We start from the raw sequence: 21,323 nt of genomic DNA on the forward strand, positions 1-21,323 counted from the left end.
TGTATTTTTAATTTCCTATTATTTTCGTTTTTATATTACATGTTTCAAAAAACATTTTAGTTAAACTATCAGGATAACTTTTTGTATAATATACTTCTTTTATTCCAGCATTAATTATTAATCGTGCACATACAGAGCAAGGTTGGTGAGTGACATACATACTTGCATTATCTGTACTAATACCAAATTTAGCTGCTTGCATTAAAGCATTTTGCTCTGCGTGAAGACCATAACAAATTTCTTGGTATTCACCACTTTTTATTTTTAGATCATCTCTTATGCATCCTATCACATCGCAATGAGGAAATCCAGATGGAGGTTGATTATAACCGGTAGCTAATATTCTTTTTTCTTTCACTATTATTGCTCCAACCTGTCTGTGTGAACAAGTAGATCTTTTGCTGACTAAAATAGCTACTTCCATAAAATAATTATCCCAATCTTCTCTTTTAGTGAAAAATTCAGGATTTTTAAAATTTCTAACTCTCAAATAATTTTCAACCTCATTTTTCTTTTCCAAAGAAATTCCTCCTTCAACTATTTGTTTGAGCAATATCTAGAAGATTTTCAAATACAAATCTTGAGAAATCCATTCCTTTTTTTGTTAATTTTATGGATCCATTTAAAGATAAATAATCTGATAAATTATCTTTTAAAGGAGTCAAAACTTTATTTAAAAGTTCGTCAGAAAATCTTTGCTTTAAATAATCGTATTTTAACCCCTCAGAAAGTCTTAATCCCATGAATAAAGTTTCAATTAACTCTTGAAAATCATCGTTTTTATTTGTAAATTCTTGAGGTTGCAATCCTGTTTTTATTTTTTCCAAATATGTTGGAAGTTCAGATGTATTTACAGTTCTTAGATTACCTATATGACTTCCTGCAGACACACCAAAACCGATGTATTCATAGTTTTTCCAATAATATTTATTGTGAATACACTCTTTGCGAGGTAAACTCCAACTTGAAATCTCGTATCTATTATAGCCAAAATTATCTAATTGGTCATAAATTAAGTCGAGAAGTTCGGATATTTGATCTTCTTCTGGGAGGTTAATTTTTTTGGTCTCTAGAAGGAATTTTAGAGGAGTATCGTGCGAGTAATCCAATAAATAATAAGATACGTGAGAAGGTTTCATTATTTTTATAAACTCTAAGTTATTGTTGACTGTCTCTTTGTCTTCAAAAGGTAAACCTAAAATAAAATCAACATTTATATTATCAAAAAAATCTGACAAAATTTTAAACGCTTTTAGGCCTTCGTTATATGTATGTATTCTTCCAACACTTTTAAGAATTTTGTCAGAAGTACTTTGAAATCCCATGGATATTCTATTAACACCTATCATTTTATAAAAATCGGCTTTTTCTTTTGTAATACTTTCAGGATTTACTTCTATGGTAAATTCCTCTAAAAAAGATAAATTAAAATTACTATCGAGAGTTTTAAATATTTGTTCAATGTATACTTCATTCATTAAAGATGGTGTACCGCCTCCAAAGTATATTGTTCTTACTCTCTTATTTTTCATTTTTTTTGAGATCATTTTTATCTCTTCTTTTAAAGAATACAAGTACTCATTCTTCAAAGATTGATCAATAGTCGAAGTATAATCGCAATAAATGCATCTTTTTTTACAGAAAGGTATATGAACATAAACAGCTAAATCATTAGAATTCAAAAAACAAACCTCCTCCTTTTTCATTAAAGGTGAAGATTAAAGGTACTTGTGAATTTTGATTGTATAAGTAAAATTGATAATGAAAATCATTTCCAAACGTTATCCTGCTACCAAAATGTAATTTTTGTTCTAAAATATTAATGGGAAAAGAAAAACCAAGATTTGGATAAATCTTTCCCTCAATAAATGAAACTCCAAAATCAAGTGTATCTACATAATATCTATCTAAACTAACCAAAGGGTAATTTATGTAAAAACCTTGAGAATACCCTAATAAAATAGGAATATTCACGGGTCTATACAAAAGAGAGGTTATTTCAAATATAGATAAATTGGCCATGGATAAAAATTCTAAATTACCTATTGCATAAGAAGGGATATTAAAAGTCGCCATTGTAAAATTATAAAAATTATGAGAATAGTTTTTAGCTTCCATTCTTTGAAAATGATTAATAGATAATACCCCTAAAATGGAGTTTTCAAATCTGTGTTCATAACCTAAACCAAAATCTTCATTGTATAAGGGTAGGGAAAAGAAAACTTTAAAAAAGCTTTCTCCACTTTTAAGCCTTATCGTTCTATTAAATACTTTATTTTCAATGTAAATTGGCTTGTAATCATAATACTCCACTTCTAACCCCACACCTTCTAATGAAGAAGTAAAAATAGAAAATGAAGCACTATTGTTGTCTAGCACGGGTTCAAAGGGAGTATAATTTATATATGAAAAAGAAACGACTGAAAAAATTATTATAAAAAATAAAGATAATAACTTATTCATTTAAAATCGCCCACTTTAATTAATTTTCTAATTCTCGTCTAGCAATTCTTTTATAATCTGATTCGTTTTTTGAGGATTGGCTTTTCCACGAGTTTTTTTCATGACTTCTCCAACAAAGAAACCAAGGAGTTTTTTCTTTCCGTTTTTATACTTTTCAACACTGTCAGGATTGTTATTTAACACTTCTTCTATAATCCTTCTCAAAGTATCCTCATTTTCTATTTGTTCTAAGCCTTTCTTTTTTACTATCTCCTTTGGACTAATTCCAGTTTTATACATTTCTGGGAAAATGTCTTTTACAATTTTAATAGAAATTTTATTGGTATCCAAAAGTTCTTTTAGTTCTCCAAAATATTCAGGTTTTATCTTCACTTTTTCTATACTGTCTTCGTTTTCTTTCATTTCTCTTAGTAATTCAGTCATAATCAAATTGCTTACAAATTTGGCATCTTTAGCTGATTCTACACATTTTTCATAATAATTTGCCAACTCTTTGTCTGAACTTAATATTTCAGCGTCATATTGTGGAATTTTATATTGTTGAACGAACCTACTTGCCTTTTCTTCAGGCATTTCAGGTATAAGTTTTTTAACTTCCTCAATGAATTCATCGTTCAAAATAAGGGGGGGTAAATCCGGCTCAGGGAAGTATCTATAATCCATTTCTTCTTCTTTAGTCCTCATTGGGAAAGTACATCTTTTGTTTGAATCCCAACCCCTTGTTTCCTGAATTAACTCTTGGCCTTTTTTTAGAATTTCTACAATGCGTTCTTCTTCGTATTCCAGTGCCTTTTCAACAAATTTAAATGAATTAATATTTTTCACTTCAACCCTTTTACTTATTTCTTGGGTTTTTTCATCAAGAACAGAAATATTTGCATCACATCTTAATGCCCCATTTTCCATATCGCCTGTTGAAACATCAGCGTACCTTAATAAATTACGAAGTTTTTCCATAAAAAGCCTTGCCTGTTTCGGAGTTTCAATATCTGGTTCTGTAACTATTTCTATAAGAGGTATTCCAGATCTATTGTAATCTATTAAACTATCCTTGGCCGAAGATATTTGATCCCCAGAATGAAGCATCTTTGCGGTGTCTTCTTCTAGATGTATTCTTCTTAATCTTATTTTTTTTCCATCAATTTCTATGTATCCACCACTAATTATAGGATGAAAATATTGGGTTATCTGGTATCCCTTTGGAAGATCAGGATAAAAGTAATTCTTTCTATCGAAACGAGAAACTTTATTTATTTTTCCATTAAGTATGAGACCAGCTTTAATAGCAAGTTTTACAGAATTTTCGTTTAATACTGGTAGTGTACCAGGTTGACCTGTACAAATTGGACAAATATGAACATTTGGTTCAGAGTCGAAATGATTCGTACTGCATGAACAAAAAGCTTTTGTTTCAGTAAGTAGCTGAACATGTATTTCTAATCCTATTATTGTTTTAAACAATCTACTTCAACCCCTTTACTGTTTGCTCATAGAAGCGATTAACTATCGTCAATAACTCTTCATCTTTCATGTATTTGCCAATGAAATGTATTCCAAAAGGTAAGCCATTTATATTTCCAAAAGGTATACTAATTGCAGGGAGTCCGACTAAGTTTGCTGGTATGGTGAATATATCCATAAGATAGTAATCAAGTGGTGTAAGTTTTTCGCCGATTTTTGGTGGTAAAACGGGTGATGTGGGGGTTAATATCAGGTCATAATTGTTTAAAATAGTAGATAGTTTATTTTTTAAAATTCTTCTAACTTTGGTGGCTTTAGAGAAATATTGATCGATGTATAAGGAAGAAAGGTTGAAAGTCCCCATCATTATTCTTCTTTTAACTTCTATGCCAAACCCCTCTTCTCGAGTTGACCTATACATTTTATTCAATCCTGAAGATTCTTTTCTTGTTCCATAACGAACTCCATCAAACCTAGAAAGATTAGATGATGCTTCAGATGGAGCAATAATATAGTAAACAGCAACTGAGTACTCTAATTCTGGAATATCTACTATATCAACTTTTGCACCTTTTTGTTTTAGATAGCTCACGGCTTTTTCAAACTGAACTTTTATTTCTTCATTTAGATTTTTATTATAAACTATTTTAGGTATACATATTCGAACTTGATTCAAATCCATGTCTAAATCTTTTGTTAAATCAATCTTATGATCCATAGTCGTCGGATCTTTTTCATCCTTTCCTTTCATTATTTGCGTAACTGTTCTGACATCTTTTACGTTGTTGGCTAAAACACCAATTTGATCTAAAGAAGATGAAAAAGCTGTTAATCCATATCTTGATATCATACCGTAAGAAGGTTTGTATCCCACTACACCGCAAAATGAAGCCGGTTGTCTAACTGAACCTCCTGTATCAGAACCTAATGCAAATGGAACGTATTCTGCAGCTACAGAGGCAGCAGAGCCTCCACTACTTCCACCTGGTACCCTACTCAAATCTCTAGGATTTTTTACGGGGCCAAAAGCTGAATGTTCATTGGTGTTTCCCATCGCAAACTCATCCATATTTGTTTTTCCTACCACGGAAAAACCTAATTCTAAAAGTTTTTCTACAGCTGTAGCCGTGTATGGAGACTCATAATTCTCAAGTATTTTGGAACCATTTGTAGTTTTGGTACCTTTTATTAAAATATTATCTTTCACTAAAAATGGAATTCCATAATATTTTCCTTTTTTGTTCCCTTCTACTTTTTCAATTCTTAAAACAGAATTAATTTCTTTGTCTCTTTCTTCAATCATATGAATACTTTGACTTATTGTGTTTTTATCTAGTAATTCGTCGATAGTCAAATAAATCACCTCAGGATATTTTATTTTAATTAAAGTCTAGAAAAATAGATAAAACCTAAAATCAAAAATTAAAAGTAAAATAAAACTTATTGCTATTAATCCAAAAGATACATAAGAAATTGATTTCCATATTTGATAACTTCTTTTGGTGAACCTTATAGAAGTAAGCCAACCAAATGTAAAACCCATTGCTAGTCCACCCAAATGTGCGAAATTATTGATATTTGCTCCAGGTAAAAATCCCCAGATTATATTTATTAAAATTATTGGGAGCAAAGCAGTACCTGTTACCGGTCTTAAAATGCTAGGGGTATCATGTCTAAACCCGGCGCCAAAAAGTAAACCAATTAGGCCAAAAATTGCTCCTGAAGCACCTACAGATATAGCTCCTGGCATAAAAAGATGCGTCAAAAGGTTTCCAAAAAGTCCGGTTATCAAATAAATAGAAATAAACCTTTCTTTTCCATATGTTCGTTCAACTAAATTCCCAACATAAAATAAAGCAAACATATTAAAAAATATGTGAAAAAGTCCTCCATGAACAAACATTGAAGTTATCATTCTAAACCATTCACCAGCTTTGATCAAATTTCCCAATTGTGCACCAAAAAGGATATATATACGTGGGTTGGAAAAAGCACTGAATCCACCAAACAAAAACATGAGAATAAAAATCAAACCATTAATTGCAATTAAACTGTTAGTGATATTTCTTTGCATATTTAACTCCTTTCTTATCTTAATTTATTAGTTTTCCCTCAATTTGATTTCTTTATTTTTCAATTGTTCTAAAATGTTTTTTTCTACTTTATTGACCTCTTCTTCTGTAAGTGTTTTAATTTGAGATCTATAAACGATAGAAACAGTAATGCTGATCTTGTTTTTATCAAGATGTTTTCCTTTAAAAACGTCGAAAATCTTAAAACTCTCGATAATATCGCCAGCGTTTTCTATAATATTTTGAATTTCTTTAAATTCTATACCAATAGGAACGACTAAAGAATATTCCCTCTTAATTGATGGAAAGTCTTTTTTTCTGAATTCCCTATTTGATTCCCGTTTGTTGTGGAAGAGCTCATCTAAATTAATTTCACATATATAGACAGGTTCTTTAATTTCATAATTTTCATCAGCAATTTGGGGATCAAGAAGTCCCAAAAATCCTATTAAACGTTCATTTAAAAACAGTTCACTGCTTTGAGCATACATTAATCCTTTTCTATTACTTCTTCTGTAATCTAAATTTATATTAAATTCATTTAATATATTTTCCAAAGCACCTTTTATAGTGTAAAAGCTAACATCGCGTTTATCAGTATAGTCATCTTCGTTTTCTCTACCTATAGCTATAAAGGATAAATTAGTAAGTTCTTTAGCCCCAGTCTCGGAATTTTTATCTTCAAGAAAAACTTTGTCTATTTCAAATAATTTTACGTTTCTTCTTTGATTTCTATAATTAAATGAAGCAGAGTCTAAGAGACCATAAATTAATTTAGGGGACATGTATTCCATTTCATTCGAAATCGGATTTATAATTTTCAAGTTCACTGTTTCTTCTTTTTCCATCCACATTTTACTGATATTGTTTAAAGGAAATGTTTTAGCTTCGTGATAGCCATTTGCTAGCATTAATTCGGAAACTTTTTCTTTAAAATAAACAAAGTCACCCTTAGATCCGAAGAATCCTTTTAATGAAGGGAAATTTGCAGCAATTTTTGAATATCCATAAATCCTTCCAACTTCTTCCACAAGATCTATTTCTTGAGTAATATCTGGTCTTCTTGTTGGGACAGAGACTTCCCATCCAGTATCTTTTGAAGAAAAATTAAATTCTAATCTGCTTAAAATGTCTTCTACTATTTCTCTTGGTAAGTTTTTTCCTAATCTTTCATTAAGATAATTTTCTCTAAGAAAAATAGTTTTGTTTTTTATTGAATTGGGGTACACATCTGTTGTGTATGCTTCTGGTACTCCTCCTGAAAGTTCTTTTATTAGTTTGACTAGTCTTCCCATAACCATTTCAGAATCATTAGGGTCTACGCCTCTTTCGAATCGATAGGAAGATTCGGAAGTTATTTTGTGGTAACTGGAAGTCCTTCTTATATTCACAGGATCAAAATGAGCTACTTCTAATAGTAAATCTGTTGTATTTTCATTAATACCACTCAGCTCTCCCCCCATTATTCCCCCTAATGCTAATATATTTTTTCCGTCAGTTATGAGGGTTTCTTCACCGTTCATTTCATATTCTTTTCCATCTAAAAGAAGAACCTTTTCACCTTTATTTGCCTTTCTAACAACTATTTGATCTCCAATTAGATTTAAATCAAAGGCATGTATGGGATGCCCTGTTTCTAGCATAACTAAATTTGTTATATCAACAACATTGTTAATACTTCTAACTCCTGATCTTCCGAGCTTTTTAACAAGCCAAGTGGGAGATGGGCCAACTTTCACATTCTTTACTACTGAAGCCATATATCGGTTACACTTATCGTATTCTATTTTAACAGGGAAACCATTACCTTTAGTTATTTCAATATATTGAGGAATAGAAAAATCTTCTCCACATCCAATTGTTTTTAACTCTCTAGCTATACCCAAATAAGAAAGTAAATCAGGCCTATTTGGTAAAATTTCTACTTCTAAAATCTCATCGCAAATACCAAAAAAATCTATAAAATTTGTCCCCACCCGTACATCGTCAACTATTCTGTATATTCTATCAGCATCGCTAGAAATACCTAATTCTTTTAAAGAACACATCATTCCTTCCGAGAGAATTCCTTTGAAAATTCTTTCATTAATTTCCACACCTTCTTTTAAGGTAGCTCCTGGTAGAGCAACGGGAACTTTCTCCCCAACTTTTACGGTAAGGTCACCAGTTACAATTGTTTTAATTTCATTTCCCACATCTATTTTACAAATTACTAAATTATCCACATTTTGAAGGGGGAGTATTTCTTTTATTTCTCCAACAACCACATTATTAATTTCGTATCCGCCCTTTTCGACACTTTCGACATCTGTAGAATGAAGTTTGATCTCTTTTACTAATTCTTCAGTTTTTTTTGTAATTTTTATATAATCGTTTAGCCAATTTAATGATACTTTCATTGGTACCTCCTTAGAAGTAGTTTTCAATAGATAAGATTTTAGACTATAAATTTTCAATAAAACTTATATCGTTTTTATAAAATTCTCTGATATCAGGAATATTATTTTTTAGCATAGCTATTCTCTCAATACCCATCCCAAAAGCAAAACCCTGCCATTTTTCTGGATCATAATCAACGCTTTTAAAGACATTTGGATGAACCAATCCTGCTCCTAATATTTCAATCCAACCTGAATTTTTACAAACTTTACAACCTTTTCCACCACAGAATATACAACTTATATCTACTTCAAAGCTTGGTTCTGTGAACGGGAAATAACTTGGCCTTAAAAGAACAGACACCTTATTGCCAAATAATTTTTGAGCGAAAACTTCTAAATACATCTTTAAATGTGAAACAGAAACATTTTTATCAACATACAATCCTTCAACCTGATGAAAAACGGGCGAATGTGTGGCATCTAACTCGTCTTTTCTATAAACTCTTCCAGGTGAAATTATAGCCAAGGGAGGAGAATTTTTTAACATCGTTCTTACTTGAACAGGTGATGTATGAGTTCTAAGAAGCTTACTTTTATCTGTGGATAGATAAAAAGTATCCTGCATTTCTCTTGCAGGATGCCATTGTGGAGTATTTAATGCATCAAAATTATACCAAGAATTTTCTATTTCAGGTCCTTCTGCTACTGAAAAGCCTAATCCTAAAAATATTTTTTCAATTTCTTTTCTTGTATTTGTTATTAGGCTTTCTTTTCCAAGCTTTCTATGTGCTCCAGGAATTGTGACATCGATCCATTTTTCTTTTTCTTTTTCTTCTCTTTCTTTCTCTATTAATTTTGTAAATTTTTCGTTAAAAATTATACCTATTTCGTTTTTTAGTTCATTTACGGATTGTCCATATTCTTTTTTTGAGTTTTCATCTAAGTTTTTCAAGTTATTCATTAAAGATTTAATTTTACCTTTTTTTCCAAGATATTGAGATTTAAGGTTTTGAAATTCTTGCAAATCGTTTATTCTTTCCAATTCTTTTTTTAAATCGTCTATAATCTTTTCTTTGTCAGTTATTAAATCCATGGAAATCCTCCTAAAAATTATTTGGAAAATTAAATCTTAGTTTGTCTGAAAAGATAATGTTTTCCCCCGTGTCATCCATTACCTCATTAACAGTTGCTTTCAAAAGTTCTATAGAATCACTAATAACAAGTATACTGCATTCACTCTTATATGAAGATATAATTTTTGAAATATAAGGTAACTCATCATGATAAACGTTACTTTTTTTTGCTCCTATAAATATTAAATCTCTTCTCTTAGGTTTCTTCTTTAGCAGATTTAATATGGTGTCTTGGCAAATATGAGGTATTACTATATGTGTATAAACCCTTCCGATCCAGTTTATTCCGTTTGCTATTGAACCATTTATCTTAACTTCTTTAGCATATTTTTCAGGCTCAGTTATAAGTTTATAAAAATTCATACTCATTAATTCAGCATGATATGTATATAATCCTAATGATTTTCCTTTTTCTAACTTTATTTCTGGGAATGTAAGTGAAGGCCCTATAATGTCTAGTATCAAAGAGTTTGAAGGTTCTTCATTTATCACTTTGCCCACCTCTACTAAATTTTTTTCGCATTTCTTCTAGTATTGTTCTTGCTTCAAACTTTTTGATTCTAGTTTTATCGACAGTTGAAAAAGTATCTTTCCCTAAGTATATCGCAGGTTGAGAGTTTGCTAAAGATTCGTTGTTCTTATGAACGTATAAAATCTCTCCCACAATAAATTCATGATCCCCAGTTGTAAAAGAATCTTCCAAAGAACACTCCATAGAATAATATCCTTCCTCAATATATGGAGTGCTTATAAATTCAGCATCCTTTAATTTAACCTCACAAATTTTTAATTTATCGCCCTCTCTTCCAGAGATTCTTCCTAATTTAACAGCTAACTCAGCTTGTTCATAAGGCAAAAAAGTTACAGTAAATTCTTTAGATTTCATAAGGATCTCATAAGTAAATCTTTGCTTTCTTATAGCAAAACCCCACAAAGGAGGATTAGATGATAAAGGTGTACTCCAAGCAACGGTCATTGAATTGATGATAGAATCGCTTTTCACTGTAATTAAACAGACCGGCATTGCGATATTATCACTAAAAGGCATATAACTCATTTTAATCCCTCCAATCAAAAATTATACCATAATATAGTATAAAATAAATAGTTTAATTGACAATTTCTTATAAAGTTATATAATATGATATCGAATTACGATATCGAAATTAGATGCAACATCAAAGGAGGATCAGTTATGATTGAATTTAAAAACATTTCAAAAAAATTCAAAGATAAATACATTTTGAATAACTTTAATTTAAAAGTTCCTCAAGGTAGTAAAACGTTATTATATGGAAAATCTGGTATAGGTAAAACTACGATTTTCAGAATTTTGTTAGGGTTTACCCAGCCTGACGAAGGTGAAATCTTTTTTAAAGAAGAAAAAATAAACGCTAAAAATATATGGGATTTGAGAAAAGAAACTGCATATCTTGGGCAAGAATTAGATGTATTAGATGGAACCGTTCAGGATATAATTAACAATATATTGAGTTACAAAGTCAACGAAAATATTTCTTTTGATAAGAATAAAATCATAAAGTTGATGAATTATTTTCAACTAGAAGAAAATGTCTTAGAGAAAGATTATCAAACACTTTCGGGAGGAGAAAAACAAAGAATATTAATAAGTATATTTTCTTTTTTGAACAAGAAAATATATCTCTTAGACGAAATAACATCTTCTTTAGATAAAGATATGAAAAACAAGGTGATAGATTTTTTTTTTGAACAAAAAAGAATGGACTGTAATTTCAATATCTCACGATCACGAATGGTTAAATAAAGATAGTTTGAATATAATAGAAATGGGGGGGAATAACAATGAGCTCAACAACTGATATCTCGCTATTATCTTTATTGACAGCCTTATTTGCTTGCTTTTTGTTGCCAATTATCTACTTAGTTATTTATTTTTTAATTTGAAAAATTTAAACTAAAGTAAAACAATAATATCTACAATTAGAATGACCGTGCAGCTTTTTATAATGTCTATTATACTAGTTTATTTGTTTAGGTTTGATAACAGATGGATAAATATGGGTTGGCTTACATTTATGATCTCTTTTGCTGCTTTTAGGGTCGTAGGTAGTAGTGATTTAAATGTTAGAAGATTTATAAGGCCAATATTTCTATCGTTATTCATCTCTAATTTTTTAGCAATTTTTTATTTTAATTTTGTCATACTGCGATTAGATAATGTTTTTACAGTTAGATACTTTGTAATAATTGGTGGAATGTTGTTGGGAAATGCTTTAAATGGAAATATAATAGGAATAAGGAATTTTTATAAAGATATTCTTAGAAACAAAGAAAGATATCTTTTTGCTCTTGGTAACGGGGCTACGGTGTATGAAGCAACACTCCCATATTTTCGTAATGCATTGATAACTGCTCTCAAACCTACAATCGCTTCTATGGCTACAATAGGTATAGTATCTTTACCTGGAATGATGACTGGACAGATCCTCGGAGGTTCTCCTCCTCAAACAGCCATAAAATATCAGATTGCAATAATGATTGCCATTTTGATGTCGGTTTCTCTTTCAGTTACTCTAACAATATTTTTTACTATGAGAAGTAGCTTTAATGAATACGGTATATTAAAAGAAGATGTCTTTAAATCCTAATATAATATGATTTTGACAAAAGGGGATAAAAAGTGAAAAAAACAGCTATGGGTTTTATACTAGTAATGGGGATTGTTAGTTTGTTTGCAGATATTACCCACGAAGGGGCACGGAGTCTAATAGGTCCATATTTAGGATTATTAGGAGCTAGTGCAACGGTTGTTGGTTTTGTTTCGGGATTGGGGGAGTTTATAGGATACAGTTTAAGATTACTAACCGGATATCTGAGTGATAAAACTAGAAGATATTGGCTTTTCACTTTTCTAGGATATACAATGGATTTATTTGCTGTTCCTTTACTAGCATTAGCAGGAAGATGGGAAGTAGCAGCTATTTTAATAATCATGGAAAGAACAGGAAAAGCGATTAGGAAACCCTCAAAAGACACTCTAATTTCCTATGCGGCAAAAAACGTAGGAACTGGTAAAGGTTTCGCAATAGCAGAGGTTCTAGATCAAATAGGCGCGGTTTCTGGGCCCTTGATTTTGAGTTTAATCTTATTATTTAGACCGGCAGAAGAATTAGGGAATTATAAATTTGCATTTGGTGTGTTATTAATACCTGCTTTGATAACATTAATATTATTAGCTATAAGCAGATTAAATTTCCCACAACCAGAAAAATTTGAGATAAAAGAAGAAAAGGTTTCGACTCAAGGATTAACCAAATCATATTGGTTATATTTAGTAGCTATTTCTTTAATTGCCGCTGGATTTGCTGACTTTCCATTGTTGGCATTTCATTTTCAAAAAATGAATATCTTAAGTTCTTCTGTTATTCCTTTTCTATATGCAATAGCTATGGGAGTAGATGCCATTTCATCTCTAATATTTGGTTTTTTCTATGACAAAGTAGGCATTTTAAGCCTTATACTAGCATCAAGTTTATCCTTATTGTTTTCACCATTTTCCTTCTTATCAAACTCTGTTTTAATAATTACATTAGGAGTCGTTCTATGGGGCATTGGGATGGGCGCGCAAGAGTCAATTTTAAAATCAGTAGTAGCAGATTTGGTTAATAAAGAAAAAAGAGGAACAGCATATGGTTTTTTCAATGCAATATTCGGACTTTTTTGGTTTGTAGGAAGTGCTACAATGGGAATATTATATGACTATTCAGTTGTTAGTTTGGTAGTGTTTTCTATTATATTGGAAGGATCAGCAGTTATCACTCTCCTGATTCTAAAAACAAAATTGCAAAAAGCATAATGAAAGGAGAGGGTAGATATAAGTATGCCAGAAATAAATAAAAAAATACAAAAATATTTAAACAAAATTCTTAACGGTTTAATACAAATACACATACTTCACCATGCCAAACAAGAACCTATCTATGGAAGTTGGATGATAGAAGAATTAAAAAAACATGGTTACAATGTTAGCCCAGGAACGGTTTATCCTTTATTACACAAAATGGAGGCAGAAAAACTATTAACTAAAAAGATTGAATTTATAGAGGGAAAGAGAAGGGTTTATTACGAAACTTCAAAACAGGGAGAAATTTTATTAAGAGAGCTAAAAGATAAAGTTCAAGAACTTTTTCATGAGATATTATAAATATTTTCTTTAATAATTTCAAATCCTTAAAAGTAAAACCACATTAGTTTATATTGTATATGTTTAATTAACTTTTTGAAGGGTTAATATAATAGAATTCTCCTCTTGAGAGTTCAATTGTTTTTTATTCCCCTTTTTGAAGGGGAATTTGGCTTTAATTCCCCTCTTGAGAGGGGTGTCAGACTGAAAGTCTGACGGGGTGTGGTACATATAATTTGCTAAAAGCAAATTNAAGAGAGACTACCCCGTCTGCANCACAAAACGCTGCATCCACCCCTTCAGGGAAGGGGAATAGAACCGACTACCCCGTCTGCAACACAAAACGCTGCATCCACCCCTTCAAGGAAGGGGAATTAAACCGCTAAAACATACATATAATGATGAATCTTGTTTGATTTTTCCTTCTTTAAACAAATATTTCTTCTTACGTCTTTCAAACCTCTTAACAGCAGTAGCTCTTTTACATGAGTTAATTCACAATACTGAATTATCTTCTGACTCTTTTGTTTCTTACTTGATTTTAAATACTTCTCAATCATTCTATTAGTTAGTTTCTCCATATCAAATGCCTCTGATTTTCCTTGTCCCCTTTAAAAAGAGTCAAGGATATGATATTGTTTCAAAGACATCTAATTATGATCTAGCCAATTTTTTTCACGGACATTTAATATGATCTAATCCATCTTCTTGACATTTATAATAAAAAGTATTATAATAAAAGCGAAGTTAGCAATTAATAGTTAAGAGTGATAAAATAAAATATTACGTAAAGATATACGGAGGTGAAATAATGAGATTTAATCCAAATGATTTTACTGAAAAATCTTTAAAGAGTTTCCAAGAAGCTCAAAATGTATTAGGATACTTTGGCGGAAATATATTAAAACCAGAACATTTATTGTTGGCAATTTTAAATATTAAAGACGAGAATATTGAACAATTGTTTGAAAGTTCAAACATTATTACTTTAAAAAACAAATTAGAGGAAGCTTTATCTCAAGAAATGGGAGTTTATTATTCTATGCCATATAGTGGTCAGCAAGGCATCTATTTATCAAATAGTATGGCAAATTGTTTACAAATAGCTAAATCTGAATCAAAAAAGATGGGTTTTAAAAAAGTTCCTTTACTTGCTCTGTTGCTAGGAATTTTGTTAGAAGGAAGTTCTCCAGCATCAAAATTACTGGCTACCTTTACTTCTGAAGCTTTAATAAGAGAACAACTTCAGGAATTAACTGAACAAGGTGATGAAGAAGTCGAAGGAGAAATGGGGAATCCTTTGAAAAAATTCACTATTGATTTAACTAAAGAAGCAAAGAAAGGAAAACTGACTCCAGTCATTGGCAGGGAAAAAGAGATTAATAGAATTATAGAAATATTATCAAGAAAATCAAAAAATAATCCTGTTTTAGTAGGAGATGCAGGCGTGGGTAAAACGGCTGTTGTTGAAGGTTTAGCTCAATTGATAGTTGAAGAAAATCCTCCCGAACATTTAAAAAATAAAACTATTCTTCAATTAGATATGGCTGGACTTTTAGCGGGTTCAAAGTTTAGAGGAGAGTTTGAAGAAAGATTAAAATCTGTGATTGATACTGTAAAGAAAAAAAACGAAGAGATTATTCTATTTATTGATGAATTGCACAACATTATTGGAGCTGGTGTTTCAGAAGGGAACGCAATGGATGCAGCAAACATTTTAAAACCAGCATTAGCCAGAGGAGAAATCAAGGTCATAGGTGCAACAACTTACGAAGAGTTTAAAAAATATATAGAAAAAGACAAGGCATTAGCAAGAAGGTTTCAACCAGTTTACGTTCAAGAGCCTTCAGTTAATGATGCAATAGAGATATTAAAAGGTATAAAAGCTACTTATGAAAAACATCATGGTGTTGAAATACTCGATGAAGCAATAGTGGGTGCTGTTAAACTTTCTCATAGATACATTAACGACAGGTATTTACCAGATAAAGCTATTGATTTAATAGATGAAGCGTGTGCTAGAGTCAAGTTAAGAAATTCTGCTAAACCTGAGAAAATTAGAGAAATAGAAGCAAAAATGGGAATTCTTGAAGAAGAGATTAATAAGCTCACATTAGAAGAAAAATACGAGGAAGCTTCCAAAAAAAAGGCAGAGTATTTTGACCTACAAAAAGAATTAGAAAAAACTCAAAAAGCTGTGCAAAGAGTTCAAAGTGAGATTGGTAATGTTGTTGATGAAGATATTATAGCTTCTTTAATTCAAGAATGGACTGGTATTCCTGTTACAAGAATGGTTGAAGATGAGAAAAAGAAACTTGCTAATCTCGAAAATGAGATACATCAGCGACTTATTGATCAGGAAGAAGCAGTAAAAACTGTTACAGAACACATTAAAAAAGCAAGAGCTGGGTTAAAAGACCCAAAAAAACCTGTAGGTTCTTTCTTATTCTTAGGTCCAACAGGTGTGGGAAAAACAGAATTAGCAAGAACTTTGGCAGAAATCTTATTTGGTACAGAAGATGCTCTTGTTAGGATAGATATGAGTGAATATATGGAAAAGTTCAATGTTTCAAGATTAATTGGTTCGGCACCTGGATACGTTGGTTACGAAGAAGGAGGACAATTAACAGAAATTATTAGAAGAAGACCTTATTCTGTTGTACTTTTCGATGAAATTGAGAAAGCTCATCCAGATGTTTTTAATATTTTACTTCAGATTTTAGATGATGGAAGATTAACAGATTCTCAAGGCAGAACAGTTAATTTTAGTAATACAATAATTATATTAACATCTAACTTAGGTTCTGAATTTATCAACAAGTCCAAAAAAAGTATGGGCTTTGTAGAAGAGAGTGAAGAAGAAACATTTAGAGATATAAAAGAAGAAGTGCTTGGACAAGTAAAAACCCTATTTAGGCCAGAATTTATTAATAGGTTAGATGATATTATTGTATTCAAACCATTAAGCCTTGCTCATGTAAAAGAAATTGTTAATATAATGGTTTCTAGGTTAGAAGAAAGATTAAAAGAAAAAGAAATAAAAATTGAAATTACAGAATCTGCGAAAGAAATTTTAGCCAAAGAAGGATTTGATCCAGTATATGGGGCAAGGCCTTTAAGAAGAGTTATAGAAAGAAAGATTGAATCACCTTTAGCAAACATGATTATAGAAGATACAATTAAAGAAGGAGATACTGTTATAGTAGATTCAAAAGATGGCGAAAATTTAGACATAAGAAAAGCTGCTGGGGAAATAGCAAAAAAGCGGGATTAAGTCCCGCTTTTTTTTAAATTATGTTTCTTAATCATCAAGAAGTTCAAAATCTTCCTTGCCTGCTCCACAAACAGGGCAAGTCCAATCTTCTGGCAAATCTTCAAAAGATGTTCCAGGTTCTATTCCGTTATCTGGATCTCCAGCTTCTGGATCGTAAATATAACCACAAATAGTGCATCTGTATTTTTTCATTTTCTATCAGCTCCTATAATTAATTTGAATTACCTATTTACTCAACTACAATTTTTTTAGTATTTTCCCATAATCCATGAATATTACAGTGAGAAAGAGCTATTAAAGTACCACTTTTTGATAAATTTAACTTTGATTTTATATGAGGCTCACTAACAACTGCCCCAAAGATATATCTTCCAAGATGAACAGTATTTGGATCATCATCATATTGAATAAATAGATCGATCCATTCAATATGGTGTTCTACGGTATTAGGATGTTTTATCTCTTTTCCTACTTGAATATCTACTTCAAATTCTTCATTTGCCTTAACCTTATCTACGCAATCAATAGTAGGAACATGTTTTTCTTCTTTAAAATCCTTAATTTTTATTACATCACCTAGCAAAATAACACCCCCCAGTTGTTTAAAATTTGAACCTTAAAAGATTTAAACACGGTTACTAAAATTCTATAAATTTACTTTTTGGGGCTCCACAAACTGGACATTTTTCTGGAGCTTCTCCCTCTACTGTGTAACCACAAACATCGCATATAAATATCTTACCAACCTCTACATCCTTACCTTGTTCAACAACTTTTTTAGCGTTTTTATACCATTCTGCGTGGATTTTTTCCGCTTCTAATGCGAAGTAAGTTGTTCTTACTGCTTCATTTTCTTCTTGGAAGTTAGCTGCGTTATTATATACCGGATACATCTCTTCTACTTCAAAATTCTCTCCATCAATACATTGTTGCAAATTATCATCTGTTGAGCCAATGTATCCCAATGCTCTATAATGGTTTCTTGCATGTACAAACTCAGCATGGGCTATAGCTTTCCACATTCTAGAAAGATTCTTTAAGCCTTTTTCTTCAGCTTCAGCAGAAAAGATAAGATATTTCATATGAGCTTTTGATTCTCCACAAAATGCATCTTCTAAGAATTGCCTTGTCATCTCTCTTTCAACCACTTTATCTACCTCCTTTTTTAAATTTTGATAATCTTTTTTACGTTTGGATTATTATATAGTCCGATGTAAATTATAGCATAGAAATTTAAAGATAAAATAAAAAACAAATAAATTAAATTTTACTTACTGATTCCTTTGTGAAAATGTGCCCTTTAGATCTGCAATGAAATTTTCAATTTCTACTAAATCTTCAAGTATATCTCTGATATTGTTTACAAAAGTTTTAACTGATGAGGAAATTTCCTCTGCGGTTGCAGAACCTTCTTCGGAAATTGCTAGTAAGTTTTGAGTGTTTTTTGTTAAGTCCTCTAGTTTTGTTCCTTCAGCACTAAGAGCGTTCAAGATGTGTCTAATATCGTTTGTTATTTTTTCAATATTATCAGCGGATTCTCTGTTGTCTTTTGAGCTAACTCTTAAATTGTTTGCTCCTTCTTTCATGGAAGTATATTCTTTTTCTACTGTTTGCGTGAATAAAGTTATTCCTGATGAAATTCTATTTAGTATTTTGTCTATCTGTGAAGCCGCTGTTTTACTTTCTTCAGCTAACGATCTTATTTCATCAGCAACAACAGCAAATCCTCTTCCTGCTTCTCCGGCTCTTGAAGCTTCTATTGCTGCATTAAGAGCCAAAAGATTTGTTTGTTCTGCTATACCTTTTACTGTATCTACTACTTTTAATATTTCCTTGGTATCTTCTTCCAATTTGTCGCTTTCCTTTACTAAACTGCTAAACCGTTCACTCATCTCTTCTATTTCATTTGAAGAGTTTTCAACTTTTATAGAAGAATTGTTAATTTTCTTAACAGCATCTTCTAAGGATTCTACCATGTGAGTTTCTTGATTAATAATATCTTGAATTGTATTAACATTTGTATCTATTACGTTAGAAATAGACTCTGCATCGGTAGCAATTTGCTCTGAACTTATGGCTACTTGTTCTACTAACTCACTAATAGAATCGCTAACATCTCGCATTTCTTTGGCTCTTTCCCCTACTCTTGAAGTGAATGTTTCTATCTCCTCTATATCTCCTGATAATTCAATAAATAAACCGTTTAATTCATTTCTAATTTTATCTATTTCTCTGGTATGTTTTTCCAATAATGATTCTCCTTTAAGTAAAAATGGTTCGTCATAATTCTGATTGGATAGACTTTTTAAACCCTCATTTGAATAATTGAAAATTCTCTTAAAATAGCCGCCCATAAAGAATATGAATAAACCCGACAAGACTCCGGTTAATAAAGAACTGTACCAATTAGTTCCTAAAAGAAAATTAAAAAGCCAAGACAAAACAAAAATTACAACTATAGAATAAAAGGTTAATGAAGTAAAGAAAGACTTTATTACACTAAAACCAATTGCTAAAAGAAAAGTAGTTTTCTTTACTTTAGCGTATGGTTTTTCACTTTTGAGTTTTATTTTTATAAAACTACCTTTTTCAGTGGTTCCTTGATCTAGAATTTCATATTCTATTTTTTCGTCAAAAACTTCAGCGCTACCCTCTAATAGTCCTAAAAAATAATATCTCATATCCCTAAAGGATCGATAAGTTAAAAAAGCAGAATTGCTATCGATAATTTCGAATTCTATTGCTGGAGGTCTAGCCCCTTGAATCCTTCTTGTTAGAGATTTATGAACGTCATTCATAGAAGATAAAAAAGATAAAAGCCCTTTCTTTTTAAAAAAATTAGGATAATATTTTTTAAAAGTATATATATTTTTGTTTCCAAGTTCTTTCATTATCTCATCTTTAGATTTTTTTGATTTTTTTGTCATTAGATCCAATAAACTATTTACTTTTTCTTCTTCTAGATCTTCAAAAGGAGAAAAGTGTTTGTTCCTTGGAATTCCTACATTATCCATCATTTCGTTAACAAAATCATTTCCATAAGTATTTCTCCATGTTTCAAGCCATGTTTCAATTAGCATACCTTTCATAAGAAGTTTCCCCCTTTTAACTAAGACTTTTTCTTAATATTTAATTGTATTGAAATTATACCACAAACATTGCTCTTTGAAATTATATTATAAATGTTATAATATAAGGGATAGTTCAATATTTCAAAAAGGGGAGTGAGATTAAATGTCCCAAAACGAAAAAATTAAAGACGTTAAAGAGTTAGAAATTAGGATTGAGAAATTAGAAGCTGAGAATAGTGAAAATAAAGCAGCCATAAGTGATTTAGAATATCAAAATGCTCAAATGAAAAAAAAGTTAAATAATTTGTGGCATAAATTAAAAGTTTTGTTTTTTTTAAGCTTAGCTTTATTGGTTATGATTGTATTAATGTTTACTACTACTCCCCCAATTGTTGTGGGACTGTGGATAATATTTGGCACGGTGTTTTTAACTATTGCTTTGTTTGTTTTCTTTGCTAGATTTACTTTCACAAAATTTGATTGAGGAGTGATTTTTTTGAATAGGGAAGAAGCTTTAGAACTGTTGAATGAAAATTTAAAAACCGAGAATCTTGTTACACATAGTTTAGCTGTAGGGGCAATAATGAAAGAACTGGCAATTAGATTGAATCAAGATAAAGAAAAATGGGAAATAACAGGGTTGCTCCATGATTTAGATTATGAAATAACAAAAAACGATCCTGAGAATCATGCAGTGAAAACAGTGGAAATGCTTAATGATAAAGTTGATGATGAAACTAAAAACGCAATATTGGCTCACAATGAAAAAAAGGAGCTAGAAACTAATATAGAAATAGCTTTATACGCTGCGGACCAACTTTCTGGGCTTATAGTAGCTGCCGTATTAGTTAGACCAACAAAAGATATAAACGAATTAACTGTAAAATCTTTAAAGAAAAAATTCAAGGACAAGGCTTTTGCAAGGGGAGCAGACAGGGATAAGATAAAAGAAATTTCAAAGTTAAATATAGAGTTGAACGAATTCTTTGAGATAGGCATTAGAGGAATGGCGAATATTAAAGATGAACTTAGATTGGATGGATAACCTAACTAATCCCTATCATCATTATCATCATTATTTTCTTTAGATTTTTTTTCTAATTCTTGTATTCTTAGGTTAGTAAATGTAAAGAAGGAAACTGCTACAACTCCAAAAGTGGCTAAAATCCATATAAATAATAAAAACCAAAAAAACTTAGGAAGGAAAAAATAAAAAATAAGAAGTATAGCTATAGAAATAACAAAATAATACATTAAAAAAAAGACTATTCTTTTTTTATCTTGATCCATAATTTATCCTCCT

23 protein-coding genes are annotated in these 21,323 nt (G+C 30.8%); 7 read left to right on the plus strand and 16 right to left on the minus strand.

Translation table 11 applies throughout. The annotated features are described in order from the left end of the window. Positions 1-7: 7 nt before the first annotated feature. From PW5551_RS00795 to PW5551_RS00840, 10 genes are read right to left on the minus strand one after another with little or no spacing between them, the layout of a single operon-like run. Positions 8-520, minus strand: coding sequence for a dCMP deaminase family protein (locus tag PW5551_RS00795; RefSeq protein WP_113073570.1), 513 nt, complete (start codon positions 518-520; stop codon positions 8-10). Positions 521-533: 13 nt separating this feature from the next. Further along, a complete protein-coding gene (hemW, locus tag PW5551_RS00800; RefSeq protein WP_158526097.1) occupies positions 534-1,682 on the minus strand; it encodes a radical SAM family heme chaperone HemW in 1,149 nt (382 codons plus the stop codon). Continuing rightward, positions 1,672-2,463, minus strand: coding sequence for a hypothetical protein (locus PW5551_RS00805; protein ID WP_113073574.1), 792 nt, complete (start codon positions 2,461-2,463; stop codon positions 1,672-1,674). Before PW5551_RS00805 ends, hemW begins: the two co-directional genes overlap by 11 nt. Before the next feature lie 27 nt (positions 2,464-2,490). Beyond that, a complete protein-coding gene (gene gatB / locus PW5551_RS00810; protein ID WP_113073576.1) occupies positions 2,491-3,924 on the minus strand; it encodes an Asp-tRNA(Asn)/Glu-tRNA(Gln) amidotransferase subunit GatB in 1,434 nt (477 codons plus the stop codon). A gap of 1 nt (position 3,925) precedes the next feature. Further along, a complete protein-coding gene (gene gatA / locus PW5551_RS00815; RefSeq protein WP_233488382.1) occupies positions 3,926-5,287 on the minus strand; it encodes an Asp-tRNA(Asn)/Glu-tRNA(Gln) amidotransferase subunit GatA in 1,362 nt (453 codons plus the stop codon). A 27-nt stretch (positions 5,288-5,314) separates the two neighbouring features. Next, positions 5,315-5,998, minus strand: a complete 684-nt coding sequence (locus PW5551_RS00820; RefSeq protein WP_113073580.1) for a rhomboid family intramembrane serine protease — start codon at positions 5,996-5,998, stop codon at positions 5,315-5,317. Between the two features lie 27 nt (positions 5,999-6,025). Continuing rightward, a complete protein-coding gene (gene pheT / locus PW5551_RS00825) occupies positions 6,026-8,395 on the minus strand; it encodes a phenylalanine--tRNA ligase subunit beta (protein ID WP_113073582.1) in 2,370 nt (789 codons plus the stop codon). A 43-nt stretch (positions 8,396-8,438) separates the two neighbouring features. Next, entirely contained in the window at positions 8,439-9,470 is a 1,032-nt protein-coding gene (gene pheS / locus PW5551_RS00830) for a phenylalanine--tRNA ligase subunit alpha (protein WP_113073584.1), read from the minus strand. A gap of 10 nt (positions 9,471-9,480) precedes the next feature. Further along, on the minus strand, positions 9,481-10,002 hold the full coding sequence (locus PW5551_RS00835; protein ID WP_113073585.1) for a hypothetical protein: 522 nt from the start codon (positions 10,000-10,002) through the stop codon (positions 9,481-9,483). Continuing rightward, entirely contained in the window at positions 9,992-10,567 is a 576-nt protein-coding gene (locus PW5551_RS00840; RefSeq protein ID WP_113073587.1) for a flavin reductase family protein, read from the minus strand. Before PW5551_RS00840 ends, PW5551_RS00835 begins: the two co-directional genes overlap by 11 nt. Before the next feature lie 138 nt (positions 10,568-10,705). On the opposite strand from PW5551_RS00840, the gene PW5551_RS00845 reads away from it, so the two are divergent. The 4 genes from PW5551_RS00845 to PW5551_RS00860 all read left to right on the plus strand — a co-directional run bounded on the left by PW5551_RS00845 (position 10,706) and on the right by PW5551_RS00860 (position 13,696). Continuing rightward, positions 10,706-11,296 carry an ATP-binding cassette domain-containing protein gene (locus tag PW5551_RS00845; protein WP_158526098.1) on the plus strand — a complete coding sequence of 197 codons (591 nt, stop codon included), beginning with the start codon at positions 10,706-10,708 and terminating at the stop codon, positions 11,294-11,296. Positions 11,297-11,462: 166 nt separating this feature from the next. Beyond that, positions 11,463-12,140, plus strand: coding sequence for an ABC transporter permease (locus PW5551_RS00850; protein WP_255420100.1), 678 nt, complete (start codon positions 11,463-11,465; stop codon positions 12,138-12,140). A 65-nt stretch (positions 12,141-12,205) separates the two neighbouring features. After that, positions 12,206-13,348, plus strand: coding sequence for an MFS transporter (locus tag PW5551_RS00855; protein ID WP_113073675.1), 1,143 nt, complete (start codon positions 12,206-12,208; stop codon positions 13,346-13,348). A 24-nt stretch (positions 13,349-13,372) separates the two neighbouring features. Continuing rightward, positions 13,373-13,696 carry a PadR family transcriptional regulator gene (locus PW5551_RS00860; RefSeq protein ID WP_113073593.1) on the plus strand — a complete coding sequence of 108 codons (324 nt, stop codon included), beginning with the start codon at positions 13,373-13,375 and terminating at the stop codon, positions 13,694-13,696. A 353-nt stretch (positions 13,697-14,049) separates the two neighbouring features. On the opposite strand, the gene PW5551_RS00865 is transcribed toward PW5551_RS00860, so the two are convergent. Beyond that, entirely contained in the window at positions 14,050-14,256 is a 207-nt protein-coding gene (locus tag PW5551_RS00865) for a hypothetical protein (RefSeq protein ID WP_113073594.1), read from the minus strand. 230 nt (positions 14,257-14,486) lie between these two features. On the opposite strand from PW5551_RS00865, the gene PW5551_RS00870 reads away from it, so the two are divergent. Beyond that, positions 14,487-16,949 (plus strand): ATP-dependent Clp protease ATP-binding subunit, encoded by a 2,463-nt coding sequence (locus tag PW5551_RS00870; protein WP_233488385.1) that lies wholly within the window; start codon positions 14,487-14,489, stop codon positions 16,947-16,949. A 27-nt stretch (positions 16,950-16,976) separates the two neighbouring features. On the opposite strand, the gene rd is transcribed toward PW5551_RS00870, so the two are convergent. The 4 genes from rd to PW5551_RS10720 all read right to left on the minus strand — a co-directional run bounded on the left by rd (position 16,977) and on the right by PW5551_RS10720 (position 20,038). Further along, positions 16,977-17,141 carry a rubredoxin gene (gene rd / locus PW5551_RS00875; protein WP_113073598.1) on the minus strand — a complete coding sequence of 55 codons (165 nt, stop codon included), beginning with the start codon at positions 17,139-17,141 and terminating at the stop codon, positions 16,977-16,979. Positions 17,142-17,178: 37 nt separating this feature from the next. Then, on the minus strand, positions 17,179-17,532 hold the full coding sequence (locus PW5551_RS00880; protein ID WP_113073600.1) for a class II SORL domain-containing protein: 354 nt from the start codon (positions 17,530-17,532) through the stop codon (positions 17,179-17,181). A 55-nt stretch (positions 17,533-17,587) separates the two neighbouring features. Continuing rightward, on the minus strand, positions 17,588-18,082 hold the full coding sequence (locus tag PW5551_RS10395; protein ID WP_113073677.1) for a rubrerythrin family protein: 495 nt from the start codon (positions 18,080-18,082) through the stop codon (positions 17,588-17,590). A gap of 138 nt (positions 18,083-18,220) precedes the next feature. Then, positions 18,221-20,038: a heme NO-binding domain-containing protein gene (locus tag PW5551_RS10720; RefSeq protein WP_113073602.1), complete on the minus strand. Its 1,818-nt coding sequence runs from the start codon at positions 20,036-20,038 to the stop codon at positions 18,221-18,223. Between the two features lie 145 nt (positions 20,039-20,183). On the opposite strand from PW5551_RS10720, the gene PW5551_RS00895 reads away from it, so the two are divergent. Together PW5551_RS00895 and PW5551_RS00900 are read left to right on the plus strand one after the other, a co-directional pair. Next, complete coding sequence (locus tag PW5551_RS00895; RefSeq protein ID WP_113073604.1) at positions 20,184-20,504, plus strand: bZIP transcription factor; 321 nt, start codon at positions 20,184-20,186, stop codon at positions 20,502-20,504. Between the two features lie 12 nt (positions 20,505-20,516). Beyond that, positions 20,517-21,065, plus strand: a complete 549-nt coding sequence (locus tag PW5551_RS00900) for an HD domain-containing protein (RefSeq protein ID WP_113073606.1) — start codon at positions 20,517-20,519, stop codon at positions 21,063-21,065. 5 nt (positions 21,066-21,070) lie between these two features. Here the strand turns inward: PW5551_RS00900 and PW5551_RS00905 are convergent, their stop codons facing one another. Next, positions 21,071-21,310: a hypothetical protein gene (locus PW5551_RS00905; RefSeq protein WP_113073608.1), complete on the minus strand. Its 240-nt coding sequence runs from the start codon at positions 21,308-21,310 to the stop codon at positions 21,071-21,073. Between the last annotated feature and the right edge of the window lie 13 nt (positions 21,311-21,323).

Origin of the sequence: Petrotoga sp. 9PW.55.5.1 (assembly GCF_003265365.1) — a bacterium.
Classification (GTDB): domain Bacteria; phylum Thermotogota; class Thermotogae; order Petrotogales; family Petrotogaceae; genus Petrotoga.